Consider the following 15283-nt stretch of genomic DNA (forward strand, 5'->3'; position numbering starts at 1 on the left):
AACATTACATAAATCGGGCTCATAGACGAGCAAATACATGGCAAGTACGCCATAGGAGAAACATTATGGTTAAAATTGAAAGTAAGCGAGGAATGCTTGCACTCATGCTCGCGCATTGTGCAGGTATGGTTGACTTGGTTGCATTACCAATTTGGGTTGGTACATTGATTGCGCATTACCATTTTGACCCTCAGCAAGCAGGTGGTTTAGCAACACTATTCTTAATGGGAGCCGCTGGGGCAAGTCTTTATTTTGCACCACGGTTCAATAAAATACAGGTAAAAATCGCCGCTGTATTAGGCTTTGCCTTAGCAATGGTTGCATTTATTTTATCTGCAAATACATATAGTTTCCCTGTCTTAGCAGCTTTACATTTGTTTGGCGGTATGGCGGCAGGTGCAGCACTGAGTGTCACGCATGGCACCATGGGACATGGCTTAAACCCTCACCGTATTTTTGGTATTGCAGGTCTTGCTATTGGTATTTTTGGCGTCATCTTCTTAGGAGGTACACCGGGCATCATTCAACAGTTTGGCGGTAGCAGTATGTTTTTGGTGATGGCCGCTGTGATGGGCCTTGCCGCGATCGCCTGTTTATTTTTCTTTCCTAAACCAACGCGTTCTGTGGATTTTGATAATTTTGAGCAAATCAAAAATCTTCCCCCATTAGGCAAACCGGTTTGGTTTTGTATGATTGGTGTTGCACTTCTCGCGATGACACAAGCGATGACCTTAAGCTTTTATGAGCGGATTGGTTTAGAGCGCGGTTTTGGCCGGGATATGGTCACTATGGCCTTAGTGATCTATGGCATAGTCACGATCTTCCCAGCTCCTTTAGCCGCACTTTTGGAAAAACGCGTCAGCATTACTGCCATTATTGCTTTTGGTCCAATATTCCAAGCCATTTTTGCTTTGATGGTTACACAAACCAATCAATATTACATCTTTGCATTTGCTGGGCCATTTATGGCATTTACCATTCTGTTTGTACATACCTTTGCCTTCGGTCTGCTGGCGCGTTTAGATCCAACAGGACGTGCAGTGGCTGGTACACCAGCCATGCTGATGGTCGGTGCTGCCATTGCGCCTTTTATCAGTGGCACATTGGTAAAATTCATTGGCTTCGAAGCAATCGGCTACGCTTGTTGTGTGGCAGTGGCTGTGCAAGTTTTCTTATTTAGCCAAACTCGTAAAGCCGTTTTGAACGGGCAAACCAATATTCCAGTTTCATCTGAAGCGGAAAAAGAAACCCAAGCAGCAAATTAAATAGAGCTTGAAAATGCCGAACATGGGTGTGTATCGGCATTTTCATTATTTCGGATTGGAGTCCGATTTAAACTTGTACGAGTTAAAGTTTTATCACGCTCTGCGTTGCTTTAATTCAATCCACATTTTTAATGTCTTTATTATTGTTTAATGCCAGTTTTTATTCTGCGCAGCCCCCATCGGCATTATATTTTTTATATTCACGCTAAAAACATTTCTAATTCAACAAATAGATTTAAGCAGAATCTTCTAAGTCTTAAATCTGATTAAAAGATATACAATTCCTATATATCTGATATCACAATTCAATGGCGCTGCACTCTGTCTATGCCATTGCATAAATTCTAATCAAATCATATATTTTCTTTTCAATTTAACACTCAAATTATTAATTTTTATGATTTTAAAAAATTGATGATTTTTCACTCTTTTTGAATATTCATGGTTGAAATTATGCTTAAAAGGATTTTTAGCGCGCTAATCACATTAGCCATAGCTCAGTCGGTTTTTTCCAGTGAGGCCACTGATTTGGCAGGCCAATGGAAAGTTATAGATGATAAAAGCGGATTTACATTAGTGAAGGTTCAAATTACTGAACCTCGTCCAAATCTCTATCAAGGCCATATTGTCGAAGCATTTAACCCGCCTAACGTGCCTGCTCAAGATTTATCCAAACTAAAAGGTTTTCATTTACTGAAAGATATGAAGCAGGATCTTAAAGACCCTTATCAGCTGACTTCTGGTTCCGTTACAGACCCTGTGATTAATCAGCAGTATCAAGTTAAAGGCAAGCTAAGCAAACGTGGCAATATGATGATTTTACGCAGTCCTTCCGATTCTGATAAAGCCAGCCGCAAACTGTCTTGGGTGCGCATTCGATAAATGAATTGAAATAAAAAGCCTGCATTCAGCAGGCTTTTTTCATATGTCGATTTTTGCTTATAGATATGGAGTTGTCACCTGCTCAAAACCTTTGGCTAACAGCATACTGCGCGCCATCATCGACTCGCCTGCAATTTCCATACGGCCAATTTCGCCCGAAGTTTCCACCACAAAGCGGGCGCGATCTAAGCGTTTTTGCATAAAAGCTTTAAATACATTTTCTAAATCATTGCCATATTGGTCTATGATCTGCGCCAGTACAATCGCATCTTCAACCGCTAAACCCGCGCCAGAGCCTAAGTGCGGTGTCGTTGCATGCACAGCATCGCCAATGAGCAAAGCCGCGCCGCGGTGCCAATCACCATTGACCATAACCCGTTCTAAAGGACGGTAAATAATAGGCGTTTGATCATCAATACTGTCAATATACGGTTTTAAGACGGCATCAAATTCTTGAAGCAGTTCCTTAGCAATACGAGGCAAATCTTCAGGCTCACGCCATACCTGCTCTTTAGGCACGCATTCCATCATATACATATACATTTGCGTTGGGCTGCAGGGATTAAAACCAACTTTCATCTTTTCTGACTGAAACATACGGCCGCGCACAATGTCTGCTGGACGGTCAAACTGCAAACGCCAGCAGGCTTGCCCCGTATACTCAGGCGCTTGCTGTTCTGGCATCAGCAGCTGGCGCAATTTTGAAAACACGCCGTCTGCGCCTACCACTAAGTCATAATGCTGTTCGCGTCCGCTTTCAAATTTTACAAAGTTGCCATGCTCTAAACTGCTTCGTATTTCAGCAATACTGTCACCTAAAAATACTGGGATTTCTAAAGCCATGACTTTTTTAGATAAAATATCATGCAGTACAGGACGTAAAATTGCGCCTTCAGATGGAAAATCATCAGAAATCATTCGCTTGGACAATACTGTACGGATAAAACCGCCGTGCTGATCATAAATATCAACGCCATCGTGCACAAAGCCTTGCGCAGCAATTTCATCTTGAACGCCTAAATCACAAAGTGCGCGAAGCGTTAATACAGATAAAGTCAGCCCAGTGCCCAAGGCTTTCCAATCAGCAGATTTTTCGACCAGCTCTACTGCGTGTCCAGACTGTTTTAATTTTATTGCAGCCGCCATGCCGCCAATACCGCCGCCAAGCACGAGTATATTCATTATTAATCCTTAATTGTTGAGTCCTGAGACTGCAAATTTTCCTTTGCAATCTTTTGATCTTAGTTAAATTCCAGCTTTTGCTCTAGCTCTTTAGCCTGAAAACAGTTATGCAAAATTGTGATAGCAAAAGCGGATTTGCCTTCCATTTCAATTTATTCTGCAGAATAGGATGAAGCTGAATACTTTCCTTCATCTGCCTTTTCTTCATAATGATTCTTAAGCAGCATGCACACGGTCATCACCACAGCAGGAATCGCTAACACGGCAAAAATAAGCCCCCAGCTCATTGAGCTATTGACTAGATAACCCATACTCATGGTTCCCGCCACAGCACCAAAACGGCCGACACCGCACATCCAAGATACTCCTGTCGTACGGATAGCTGTGGGGTAAAATTTTGCCGCCAAAACTGGCAATGATGATTGAGCAGTATTTTGCAGTGTGCCTGCACAAATCATCAAGAGGATAAACAGCGCTAAAGAAAAATCGATGACTGTGCCAATCAGTGCAACACAAATAGCTGTTAGAAAAGTACAAATGGCAATAATGCGATTGCCATTAAAGCGGTCCATGAGCCAGCCGTTCAGCATCGCGCCTATGCCGCCCAAAGCGAATAAGCCAGATACTGCTGGGCCTAAATGCGGCGGCATGCCCGCTTCTTTAAACAGTACAGGCATCCAGTTAATAATGCCGTAAAAAATCATCAGTCCTGAAAAAAAGCATAGCCATAAACTGAGGGTTCCAACGGCGTATTTTCTGGAAAAGACCATTCTCATAGACTGCATAGCTGACAATGGCGTGTTCTTTTCTTCTAAATGAATCTGGATGGGCTGCACAGCTGGCTTTAGCTTTTGTAAAATCTTCTGTACACGATCATTCGATGCGTCTTTTAACAATAAGTAGCGGACAGATTCAGGCAGAAATACCGCCATAAATATGCAAAGAAGCAAAGGCAAAGCGCCGCATAGCATTAACATGCTTTGCCATCCAAAATACGGAATAATATAAGCGGCCGCAAAACCGCCCGCAGCAGCTCCTATTGGAAACCCGCAATACATGGTATTCACAATAAATGCACGGCGCTGGCTAGGACAATATTCTGAAAGCAGCGTCACGGCATTCGGCAAGGCCGCACCCAGCCCTAAACCGGTAATAAAGCGTAAAATCTCCAGCTGAGTCAGATTTTGTGCAAAACTGGATAGTACACAGCTGAATGAAAAAATAAAGACCGAAAATAAGAGTAATGTCTTACGTCCTAAGCGATCTGCCAATGGACCTAAAACAATTGCGCCAATCGCTGCGCCAACCAGCGCCGCACTGAGGACAGGAATTAAATCAGTTTTGCTGATATTCCAGTCACGGATTAAATCTGGCGCGATATAGCCCATCACAGCCGTGTCCATACCGTCGAAGAACGCCACCAAAAACATCATGATAAATATAAACCATTGAAATTTAGTCCAGCCATGCTGATCTAAAAATGCTTGAATATGCATATGCGCATCCTTGTCTATGCATTTAATCATTAGAGATTTTTAGCATAGCGCAGGCTTTTTAGACTTAAATGGATGAAGCTGGATATTAGCTATGGCAAAAATAGATAACAAAAAAAACCGCTCTTTCGAACGGCAACCAAGGAAAACGGTTTCAGCGTTATTTTGATATTTTATTTGGCAAAAAGGAGCTGCGATTTTAAATAGCGCTGCGTCATAAAAATTGCTGCATTTGCACAGACCACAAAGAACAGCATTGAAAGGGTCATATTGATTTGCGCAGTCCATAACAGAACATTCAGCAACACCCCGCTGAGCAGACCAAAGCCAAATTGCAAGCTGCCCATCAAAGCGCTGGCAGACCCTGCCTGACGCCCTTGCTGCGACATGGCTAAAGCCGTAGAGTTAGGCGCAGTTAACCCGATACCAGCGACAGCTAAAAACAGACCTACCAGCATTAAAGGCAGCTCAAATGCCGAAAAGATAAATGCAAGCAGCAATATAACTACACCAAATGCTTGTACTGCACCGCCCATTTTCAAACGCTGCGCTACGCTGTGTTTCTTTTCCAGCTTATGATTCATAGATGAAAGCAAAACTGTGCCTACAGCATTTAAACCAAAAACATAGGCGAACTGCTGCTGGCTGAAATGGTATTGGTCCATTAAAACCGCAGATGCTGCATTGATATAACAGAACAAAATACCAAAGCTGAAGCAGCCAGCCAGCATGGGGTATATGTAACTGCGGTCTTGCGCAATATGCACATACAATTGACCTGCCTGCATAAAGGACAGCTTTAAACGGCGTTCTGCAGGCAACGTTTCTTTAAATTGCAGCAGCACCCAAATGAGACTGACAATCCCCAACGCTGTTAAGGCTACAAAAATAGACTGCCATGGAAAAAAGATCAGCAGCCATGCGCCAAGTGTCGGAGCAATGACAGGTGCAATCCCCATCACAATCATCATGCTGGCAAATGCTTTGGCGGCACTGGCAGTATCTAAAACATCACGGATTGCTGCGCGCGCAAGAACAAGCCCCACACAGCTGCCCAGCGCCTGCAGCACACGGACAATCAGCAAGGTGCTTAAACTGTCTGCATAAATACATAAGATGCTGGCAATAATATGCAGGCTTAAACCAAAAATAAGCGGTATTTTACGTCCAATGCGGTCACTGATCGGCCCATAGATCAGCTGGCCGATAGCTAAGCCCAAAAAATAGGCTGGCAGTGAATTTGCAGCCAAGATTGTAGACACATTAAAGTCCTGCGCCATATCTGGCAAAGCAGGCAAATACATATCTGTCGATAATGGCGCAATGGCTGTAAGGACAGCCAGCAATAAAATCCAGCTCTTACGGTACGGATTTGAAGATGCAGTCACTTGCATGGTCCATTTTCCTTATTATTTTAAATATCAGTCTGCAGCCCGCCGTTACTCAGCAAGCTGCTTAACATATAACGTCAGATTTTAGTGTGATTGGCTTAATACAGAACGGTTTAATAGCCCTTGATCAGCCACAATGGTTTGCCCTGTCATCACTTTGTTTTGCTGTGAAGCTAAAAAGGCGTAAATTGCGCCATAATCTTCTGCATCCGGCAAATCCTGCAGCAGACTGATGGATTGAAACAGATTTAAAAAGGCATCTTTAGGAATATCAGACTGTTTTTGATGATCCAAATTCAAGGCTTTCGGGCCTTTTAATTGACTGTTGCCAATCGCCGCTGGCGCTACGCCATTGACCCGAATCTCGGGTGCAAACTCAAAAGCCAATTGCTGAATTAAACTGCGGATTGCGCCTTTTGTTGCTGTGTATACAGCGCCGCCGCCATCTGCAGCATAGGCAGCCGTAGACGTCGTCAAGACCAGTGCACCCTTGCTGGCTTTCAGCAAATCGGCAAAAATGTGTGCTGTCAGCATGTAGCCTTTTACATTGACATGAAACAGTTCATCAAAGAGTTGATCCAAATGCTCTGCTGTCATGCTTTGTATCGGCAAATTGCCATCAAAAATACCCTGTGCGCCAATTACGGCGTCTAATTTTGAGTATTTATCTAAAATTGCAGATTTGCAGCGCTGCAAGTCTGCAATTTTAGTGACATCACAGCAAAGCAATAAATCCTGCTCATTAAAATCAGAAGCAATTAGCTGCAGCTTTTCTTCTGCGATATCTGTAACAATAACTTCTGCGCCTTGCGCCTTGCAGTATTTTGCAATGCCCAGCCCCAATCCTGAGCCCGCGCCTGTGATCAATATCGTATGATTTTGCAGCAGCATAATGTCCGTCCTTTCATTTAAAGAGCCTGCATATCACAGGCTCTATTTTCCAATTTTATTTAAAATTCTGCTGGCGCGTTAGCAGGTTTAGGCTTATTTTTCATAAACACTGGCACTGAAATATTCAGCGCAAAACGGCCATCATTGCTGACTGCATTTTTAGTTTCTAAATCTTTAGACCAGCTCAAACCTACGAACAAGCCGCGGCCAAAATCTTTCAGCACCTGTACGCCTAAACCAATCTGGCGCGCTTTGCCATTGGTCGTGCCATAATAAGCAGTGCCGTTGTTTTCATCACTGGTTACCTGCTCACGCACATAGCCAATCGGTCCAATTTGCAGGCCCTGATGAATCGAATCCAGTTTTTTCAGCACAGTAGCATCAAAGAAAAATTCATCGCCAGAGAGGTACTTGGTCTTATCATTTTCAAAGTTATAAAAATAATGAGATTCAAAAGACATATTCCAGTCTTGATTCATTAAGCTATAGCCAACACGTGGATTAATTGACCAGTATTCACCGCTGGTATTGGTGCCGCCAAGTTTCCAAGAACCTGTTGTTGCAATGGCGCCCACCCCTGCACTGACAAATTGCCCTGGGCTTAAAGTCCAAGCAATATCTGCAAAATGCACATCAATATTGGCAATATTGGTATTTGAATGCGTGCCTACTTCCCCAAGCATAGGGTTGCTGATTTCTTCCTCTGCCAGAATAAATGGCACAGCCAGCCATGCACGATAATCACCGCCTAACAGCTGGAAGCCTGGGGTATAGATAAAAATAGAGGTAGACGCTGGCGCATTTAATTTAAGCCCCATATTGTCGCCGTTATCATCCTTCAATTGGCCGTTTAGATGCTTGGTTGAACTGGTGTAGTACAAACCTGGCGGAAGCGGCGCACTTAAAGGAATACCCATGGTATTGCCTGCTGGCGCCTGCGGTGCTGCCCCTGGCTCTAAAGCCCAAACCGTTTGAACAATAGACATGCTCAAAATACTTAAAGCAAATACCTGCTTTAATTGTTTTTTTAACATTGCTGACTCCATTAGCTTTGTTTATTCCAGTTGTTAAACTATTGAAATGTACAAAATAAAGTCACCAAAAAAACACGAATTCAGTTATGAAATTAATAGATACCAGAGTGATGCTGCAGCAGCATAAATAGCAATTCTATCTATAAGAATGAGACGAGTAATAATCAAAAAAATCATGAATTTTAATTAAAAAAAGCAGAATCTAAAGCATTCTGCTTTTTTTTTGAGATAGACAGCTCAGCTCCATGAAATAGAGATGCTGAAATCACACCGCTATTTCAAAGCAGTACTAGCTTGTTTTTAAACATGAGCTACACGATAAATCTCGCCATTAATCTTCAAATACTTTGGCTTGATGCACCAAGTCCTGAAATACAGCCCCATCCTGTATTTGGTTGGCGCTGAGTAATGCCAGTTTCACTAAAAAAAGTTCTCGTTTGGACTCAGAAACGCTATCTAAAGTTTCTGCCAGCAGATCATAGACTTTTTCTAAATCTGGAATGCTGATTGTGTTCATACTGTCACTCCTTGTGCGCTGTGCAGAAATTGATTTAAAGTTTGTGTGATGGACTGTTCGACATAGTTCATCCAACGTCCATTTATATGGTGTTCAGGACGGACTAAATAAACAGCGCCAGCTTGAGCAAAAAATTGTTCTGCAGCAATTTCTGGTGTAATACTAAAAGTATGCTCAGCTTCTGTTGACTTTTGTCCGTCTACTGCTAAAGCGATGATTTGAATTGGAATACCTTGCACTTTCAGCGCAGTTATTTCTGCACTTAAAGTCGCAGGCAGCTGGCCTTGCTCCGTTATCGCTAGGACAGTAAATTTTCCAGAAATTGCATCATATAAATATGAGCCATCTGCAAATTTTAAATTCGGGATTAACGCGCCATTTTCTGTGATTTCATTCATTTTAGCGTTGTCATCACAAGCACTATTTAAAGGTGAAAGTGTATATGCATGCGGTCTTGAGGTACGCCAATGATAAAGCGGGCGCACAAATTCATGCTCCAATGATAATGACAGCACCGCGTCACGCAATAAGCGATAGCCCTCTGTTGGCGGCGCCATAAAACGCGTGGATTTTCCTGCTTCTGCAATAATTTCCCGTGCAGCACCAACTCTATCACAACTATAGCTCTGCAATAGTTTCTCTGAGGCCCAGCCCTTCACTACGCCAGCGAGTTTCCACGCTATATCTTGCGCATCTTGAAAGCCTGTATTGGCTCCCCGCACACCAAAAATAGGCAGTAAATGAGCTGCATCACCCGCAAAAATAATTCGATTATGAACATAACGATCTAAAGTTAAAGCACGTGCAGAATAAACGGTACTCCAATCCATTTCCCATTCTAAATGGTCTTTGCCAATCATTTTCAGCTGGTCATTGACAGCCTTATGCAAATTTTCAGGCAACAGCGCTTCTTCCGGAGAAATCGCAGGGTCTAGCTGATAATCAAATCGCCAAATGCTGTCTGGTTCACGATGCATCAAAATAGTATTGCCGGGATTCCAGTCTGGAGAAAAATAAGCTAAACGCTCAGTTGGATAATCCAGCTTAATACGAATATCAGCAATCACAAACCGACCTTCATAACTGGCACCTTGCATTCGCAGCTTCATGCGCTCACGGATTGGGGAACGGCCGCCATCGGCTGCAACAACCCATTTTGCGTGATGTGTATAGCTGCCCTCCGACGTTTCAATTGTTAAAGTGACTTGATCATTTTCTTGAATATGATCACTAACCTTGTTGCCCCAACGCACCTCAATATTGGGCTGCTGTTGAATACTGTCTAAAAGGAAATGTTCCAGCCAGTTCTGCTGCAGATTATTTAAAGGCGCAAACTGATCATGAACACTGGTCGGCGATGCCATACGGAAAGCAATTTGGCCTTTATAAATAGAATTGCCATGCGTCCACGGCAAAGCTTTAGTCATGATGCGTTCAGCAGCACCTGCCGCTTGTAAAATTTCCATGGACCGTTTGGTGTACACCAAAGCTCGGCTGCCCTCAGACAGCTGCTGTTCGGCAGTAAGTAAAATAACCTTAACACCTTGCTTCGCGAGCAAAAGTGCAACCGTCATGCCTATAGGACCTGCCCCCACCACTGTGACTGTCTGATCATCTGCTGCATCAGCTTCAGCAGTGTGAAAATATGGATACACTTGGTAGTTATAATACAAAGACTTTCTAGGCTCTGTAGCTGGGTTATGCATCATTGACTCCTTGTCATTTCATTCTTCATTTTCATTACAGTTGCCGATTCAGCTGGATACGTTCACTTGTGTCTCAACAGCTTCAATACCCAAATTTCAGACTGCAAAATATTTTCTCTTATTTAATAAATTATGCATTACATAATTTATTTACATATTAAGTAATTTTTAATAAGTATGCTGTTAGAAATATGAAAAATCAAGTTTTTAAAAATGTGTTTTTTTATTCAGTTGAGGATTTCTTTTACCGCATAATCCTCTGAAAAAATAAAGAATAATCCTCTTGCAGGATTATTCTTTATCTTGACTTAAACAAGTGGAAAGAATTATTTAAACTTCCACGTATAGTCGATATTTACACGCTGCTCTTTGGCCGTTTTAAAGGTTGCCTTGGGGCCAAAATCATTTTTGTAATCTTCATGGCGCAGGCGGATAAACAAGCCTTTTAACGGCGTGCTTTGCAGCTGATAGCTTAACTCAATACCAAATTTGCGCTCTTCGAGTTCCTGACCCGGCTTTAAGTTTTCAAGATGAATATCTGAGCCTTTGGTATAGCGAGTCATCAATTTCAAACCCGGCAGCTGATTTTTAAAGTCGTAGTCATAGCGGACAGACCATGCTTTTTCATTTGGGTTTAAAAAATCACTGCCCCAGGCATCCATATAAGTATTGGTTTCGCCGCCACTTAAGTAGGGAAAACCTGTATCACCTGAGTTATGAATATAGCCTGCGCTAATTTTATGGTTATCAATGCCGAGTCCCACAATCATATTGCCATGATGGTTATCAATATTACCCGCTAAAGCTTCACCTTCATCGACTGTTTGGAAATAGCGGAAATCATTGAATAGGCTGTAGTGCTCATCAAAATGGTAGGTATTTTTCGACCACAACGTATATTGGTTATATACATCATGTAAATTGCCATAGAACAGACCCACCACGCGTTCAGGGTTAAAGTAGTAATAGCCGCCTGCATAATGCAGGCCTGAGGTTTCCACCGACGGATATTTCATGTTCGCGCCTGAAAGCTTGATTTTTTCCCAGTTGGTAGAATCTCGATGCGTTACACGGTCTACATAGCCCGCTTCTAATTTAAAGTTTTCTAAGTCTTTAGATTCTAAAGCCACACCCCGATAGATTTGCGGCAAGAGTCGTGCTGGAGAACCAAGCAAAACAGGAATATTTGGAAATAGCGTGCCTGCTTTAATTTCAGTTTGTGACACTTTGGCTTTTGCAGTCAGGCCAATTTTGCCAAAAGAATCGGCTGGATCACCATTTTTATCTACAGGCATCAAAGCAGTACCTTGATAGCCTTCTTTCCCCCAGAGATTAAAGCCTGCACCTGCATATAAATCTATACCCAACCCAACGGCACCCTCTGTATAGCCAGACTTTGCATTTAAAATAAACCCTTGCGACCACTGGCGGGCAGCTGATTGTTTCACTTCTGGATCGGTAAAATTGCGGTCTAAATAAAAATTACGGGCAGTTACAGCAACACTGCTATCTTCAACAAAATCAGCCAATGCCGCTGAGCTGATGAAACACCCTAAAATCACTGCACTTTGTGTTAAACGAAATTCCATTTGCTTTATTCCATGCATAGTTCAGCACAAGACATGCAGTGCATGTCCTGAAATGTGCTTTAGTTAAAATCGAAAATTTAAATTTGAAGTATTAAATCTGACGTGTTTTATGACGTCTGCGCTGCTAGGTGCGGCTGTCGGTTAATCAATCTGTACAGTACGAATATAGCCAATGCAGCAAAGACAAAAATTAGTGCAAAATATCCATAAAGCGTGAGCGCTGGAATACCTTGATCAAGTAAATAACCGGCTGTAATTGGAGATGATATTCCACCAAAACGGCCTACACCGGTCGCCACACCTAAACCTGTCGAACGCATATTGGCGTCGTAAACATTCATGGTGGTTGAGTAAGTACCTGCCAGAGAGCCCGCTACAAACATGCCCAATGCAATGCCAAATACGATCATGAAAGTGAGTACATTTGACAGGGCAACAAAACAAATCATAGAAATTGCATTGCAAATTAAAAATGCCATCAGCGATTTAAACAGGCCAATTTTAGTCGTCAATACGCCCAAGATAATTGAGCCGACAATTGCTCCCAAACTCACCATCATGCCAATTTGAATACTTTGCTCATTGCTTAATCCTGATGCCGCAATAATTTTTGGCGTAAAGCCCAAAATAAAATAGAAACCAAATAAAATAAAGAACATGGCAAACCAAAGAAGTACTGTCTGACGGATATATTGACCCGAAAGCAATAATTTAAATGACCCTTTCGCTTCAGTTTTCAATTCCAATTCAGGCAAGTTTTGAACTGTATCCATCTCCATTTTATTGAGCAAATGATTCAGGCGCTGCAGCGCATTTTTTGGTTTCTTATACATCAGATATTCAATCGATTCTGGCAAGGCTTTTAGAGAAACAAAGAACATCACTAAAGTAATGACACCTGCTGCTATAAAGATATAGCGCCAGCCAAAGTCATTGATGTAATACTTAGTTAGCATTCCGCCTAGAAAGCCTCCAGCACCGTAGCATGCTGAAAGTATGGCAACCGAAAGCCCTTTATTCTTTTTAGAAGAATATTCACTGGCCAAAACCATGCAAACTGTTGAAATTCCACCCAAACCTAAGCCCGAAATGAAACGCAATGCCAACAATTCATTCATAGTATTGGCAATGCCTGAGCCAAACATGCTCGTGAAGCAAATCACGAGGCTGATTAAAATCAAATTACGGCGGCCAATTTTGTCTGCCAAAGGCGAAATAAAAATTGAACCGACTGTCATACCGATCAACCCCATACTGATCAGCAATCCAACTTGCGTTGAGGTTAACGCTAAATCCTGCGCCACTGAATTTGCGACGAAGGTCATAATCATAAAATCTAGACCGTCAATTAAAAAAAGTACGGCCAGTAAAGTCACCACGGCCCATTGGTAACGGCTCATGGCTTTATTTTCAATTGCTGCTTTAATATCTATCGACATTGTCTATCCCTTTCAGCAAGCATCATCACGATGCATTTTTAATAAGAAGTCTGAACAAATTCCTGTGTTCAGCTTTTTTCAGTAAAAGTTTTCCCCTCAGCGAAGATGAACTTCGCTGAAAAGTGAGAGTTGAATAAAGATTTTAAGATTCTGCTTTAATCAGCGTACTGATATCCTTTCAGCTGCCGCATAAACGGAACCTATTCAGCTGTGGGTTGCCGAAGCAAATTAAGCCACTGTACTCGGCTGATACTGCACACGCAGCAATTTTTTATCGAGTTTCCCTGTAGATGTTTTGGGCAAGCTGCCTGTAATCACGATGCTCTCAGGTAACATCCACTTCTCATAGAACTGCGCCAAATAGCTTTTGACATCCTTCTCACTCAATCCACTCTGACTGACTAGTACCACCATTGGACGTTCGCCCCATTTTGCATCAGGTATAGCAATCACTGCAGCTTCAGAAATTTGATGATGACTGCATAAACGGTTCTCCATATCGACAGAGCTGATCCACTCGCCGCCTGACTTAATCAGATCTTTCATTCGGTCAACAATGCGGATATAGCCATCTGGACGGATGGTTGCAATATCCCCTGTGAGCAGCCAGCCATCTTCCGAACATGCGCTAATGGTTTGCTCCCAAGAAAGATAATTTTGTGTAATCCACGCAGAGCGTACTTGCAGCTCACCACAGCTTTCGCCATCCCATGCCTGTGCTGTTCCGTCATGACCCATAATGCGCATATCCACCAAAGGAATAGGCAAGCCATTGCTGGTTTTAATTTCAAACTGTTCTGCTTCAGGCAACTGAAAATGTTCTTGCTGCAGCCAAGTCTGACTTGCAATCGGTGAACATTCCGTCATGCCCCAGCCATTTTGCAGTGACATATTCAGCTTTTCGAAACGGTAGAACATATCATCCGTTGCTTGAGAACCGCCAGAATGAATACGCATGCGGTAATCAAAATGCCAGCGCTCAGGCTGAGTTTCCAATAGGTCTAAAATTTCAGTCCAGAAAGTTGGCACTCCAAGAATAGCCGTCGCTTGATGCTGCACGGCCAAATCCAGAACTTCGGTCATGTTAATTCGCGCACCCGGCAATATTTGGTTAATGCCCAGCATGGTGCCTGAATATGGAATACCCCATGCATTAACATGAAACAGGGGCGTTAAAGTCAGCAAAGTATCATTGCTGCTAAAACCAAAACCGCTTTGCAGCGAGCAGCTTAATGCATGCAGCACAGTGGAACGATGTGAGTACACCACACCTTTAGGGCGACCAGTCGTCCCCGATGTATAGCAAATGCCAACCGCTGCATTTTCATCAAATGCTCCAGAAGGCCAATCCTCTAATGGCTCAGCATTTTTTAACTGCTGCAAAGTCAATGGGTAATCAGCATGCTGACCATTCACAATAATGGTTGGAATCTTCACCAGCTGTTCAATCTTTTTCAGCAGCGGAATCAGATCTTCATCAACAATTAAAATACTGTCACCTGCATCAGCAATAATATAAGCCAGCTCTTCTGGCGTTAGACGTAAATTTAACGGATGCAATATGGCATCTACTGCTGGTATAGCGTAGTAACAGGCTAAGTGCGCAGCATGACTCCACATCAGCGTTGCAACACGGGTACCCGATGGAATATTTAGTGCTTTTAAACCGCCAGCAATACTTTTTGCCTGATGCGCTAATTCGCGATAGGTCAAAGTCTCTGTTTGATTCGGCCCAATGCGTGAAATAATTTTACGGTTTGGAAAGATCAGTTCTGCGCGTTTAATTAAATCAGTTACCCGCAGCGGCACATTCATCATTGTGTTTTGAATCGCCTGAGCTGCATGCGCTTCACGCAATGCATTAAAGTCAATCACATCCATTTTGATTTCCTTT

At 42.7% G+C, this 15283-nt stretch carries 12 protein-coding genes; 2 read left to right on the plus strand and 10 right to left on the minus strand.

Annotated features, from left to right (window positions below):
• The first annotated feature begins 65 nt into the window (after window positions 1-65).
• Entirely contained in the window at window positions 66-1265 is a 1200-nt protein-coding gene (locus B9T34_RS05825; protein ID WP_086212227.1) for an MFS transporter, read from the plus strand.
• A 453-nt stretch (window positions 1266-1718) separates the two neighbouring features.
• Window positions 1719-2147, plus strand: a complete 429-nt coding sequence (locus B9T34_RS05830) for a DUF2147 domain-containing protein (RefSeq protein ID WP_228147408.1) — start codon at window positions 1719-1721, stop codon at window positions 2145-2147.
• Window positions 2148-2204: 57 nt separating this feature from the next.
• Here B9T34_RS05830 and B9T34_RS05835 read toward each other — a convergent pair whose 3' ends face one another.
• The 10 genes from B9T34_RS05835 to B9T34_RS05880 form a co-directional block, all read right to left on the minus strand.
• Window positions 2205-3329, minus strand: coding sequence for an FAD-dependent monooxygenase (locus tag B9T34_RS05835; RefSeq protein ID WP_086212228.1), 1125 nt, complete (start codon window positions 3327-3329; stop codon window positions 2205-2207).
• A 152-nt stretch (window positions 3330-3481) separates the two neighbouring features.
• Window positions 3482-4825 carry an MFS transporter gene (locus B9T34_RS05840; RefSeq protein WP_086212229.1) on the minus strand — a complete coding sequence of 448 codons (1344 nt, stop codon included), beginning with the start codon at window positions 4823-4825 and terminating at the stop codon, window positions 3482-3484.
• 170 nt (window positions 4826-4995) lie between these two features.
• A complete protein-coding gene (locus tag B9T34_RS05845) occupies window positions 4996-6216 on the minus strand; it encodes a multidrug effflux MFS transporter (RefSeq protein WP_086212230.1) in 1221 nt (406 codons plus the stop codon).
• Window positions 6217-6297: 81 nt separating this feature from the next.
• Window positions 6298-7104: an SDR family oxidoreductase gene (locus tag B9T34_RS05850; RefSeq protein WP_228147409.1), complete on the minus strand. Its 807-nt coding sequence runs from the start codon at window positions 7102-7104 to the stop codon at window positions 6298-6300.
• A 59-nt stretch (window positions 7105-7163) separates the two neighbouring features.
• Window positions 7164-8138: a SphA family protein gene (locus B9T34_RS05855; RefSeq protein ID WP_086212231.1), complete on the minus strand. Its 975-nt coding sequence runs from the start codon at window positions 8136-8138 to the stop codon at window positions 7164-7166.
• A 331-nt stretch (window positions 8139-8469) separates the two neighbouring features.
• Window positions 8470-8655, minus strand: coding sequence for a hypothetical protein (locus B9T34_RS05860; protein ID WP_086212232.1), 186 nt, complete (start codon window positions 8653-8655; stop codon window positions 8470-8472).
• On the minus strand, window positions 8652-10364 hold the full coding sequence (locus tag B9T34_RS05865; RefSeq protein ID WP_228147410.1) for an FAD-dependent monooxygenase: 1713 nt from the start codon (window positions 10362-10364) through the stop codon (window positions 8652-8654). Before B9T34_RS05865 ends, B9T34_RS05860 begins: the two co-directional genes overlap by 4 nt.
• A 323-nt stretch (window positions 10365-10687) precedes the next feature.
• Complete coding sequence (locus B9T34_RS05870) at window positions 10688-11950, minus strand: OprD family outer membrane porin (protein ID WP_086212234.1); 1263 nt, start codon at window positions 11948-11950, stop codon at window positions 10688-10690.
• A gap of 107 nt (window positions 11951-12057) precedes the next feature.
• The gene (locus tag B9T34_RS05875; protein WP_086212235.1) at window positions 12058-13389 is read right to left on the minus strand and encodes an MFS transporter; all 1332 of its coding nucleotides are present in this window, start codon (window positions 13387-13389) and stop codon (window positions 12058-12060) included.
• Window positions 13390-13617: 228 nt separating this feature from the next.
• Window positions 13618-15270, minus strand: coding sequence for a long-chain-fatty-acid--CoA ligase (locus B9T34_RS05880; protein ID WP_086212236.1), 1653 nt, complete (start codon window positions 15268-15270; stop codon window positions 13618-13620).
• Window positions 15271-15283: the final 13 nt, after the last annotated feature.

Source organism: Acinetobacter sp. ANC 3813 (assembly GCF_002135435.1).
Classification (GTDB): domain Bacteria; phylum Pseudomonadota; class Gammaproteobacteria; order Pseudomonadales; family Moraxellaceae; genus Acinetobacter.

Bases quoted from the DNA above. Each gene is read 5' to 3' on its own strand.
- B9T34_RS05825 (WP_086212227.1), top strand. From the start codon at position 66: ATGGTTAAAATTGAAAGTAAGCGAGGAATGCTTGCACTCATGCTCGCG.
- B9T34_RS05830 (WP_228147408.1), top strand. From the start codon at position 1,719: ATGCTTAAAAGGATTTTTAGCGCGCTAATCACATTAGCCATAGCTCAG.
- B9T34_RS05835 (WP_086212228.1), bottom strand. From the start codon at position 3,329: ATGAATATACTCGTGCTTGGCGGCGGTATTGGCGGCATGGCGGCTGCA.
- B9T34_RS05840 (WP_086212229.1), bottom strand. From the start codon at position 4,825: ATGCATATTCAAGCATTTTTAGATCAGCATGGCTGGACTAAATTTCAA.
- B9T34_RS05845 (WP_086212230.1), bottom strand. From the start codon at position 6,216: ATGCAAGTGACTGCATCTTCAAATCCGTACCGTAAGAGCTGGATTTTA.
- B9T34_RS05850 (WP_228147409.1), bottom strand. From the start codon at position 7,104: ATGCTGCTGCAAAATCATACGATATTGATCACAGGCGCGGGCTCAGGA.
- B9T34_RS05855 (WP_086212231.1), bottom strand. From the start codon at position 8,138: ATGTTAAAAAAACAATTAAAGCAGGTATTTGCTTTAAGTATTTTGAGC.
- B9T34_RS05860 (WP_086212232.1), bottom strand. From the start codon at position 8,655: ATGAACACAATCAGCATTCCAGATTTAGAAAAAGTCTATGATCTGCTG.
- B9T34_RS05865 (WP_228147410.1), bottom strand. From the start codon at position 10,364: ATGATGCATAACCCAGCTACAGAGCCTAGAAAGTCTTTGTATTATAAC.
- B9T34_RS05870 (WP_086212234.1), bottom strand. From the start codon at position 11,950: ATGGAATTTCGTTTAACACAAAGTGCAGTGATTTTAGGGTGTTTCATC.
- B9T34_RS05875 (WP_086212235.1), bottom strand. From the start codon at position 13,389: ATGTCGATAGATATTAAAGCAGCAATTGAAAATAAAGCCATGAGCCGT.
- B9T34_RS05880 (WP_086212236.1), bottom strand. From the start codon at position 15,270: ATGGATGTGATTGACTTTAATGCATTGCGTGAAGCGCATGCAGCTCAG.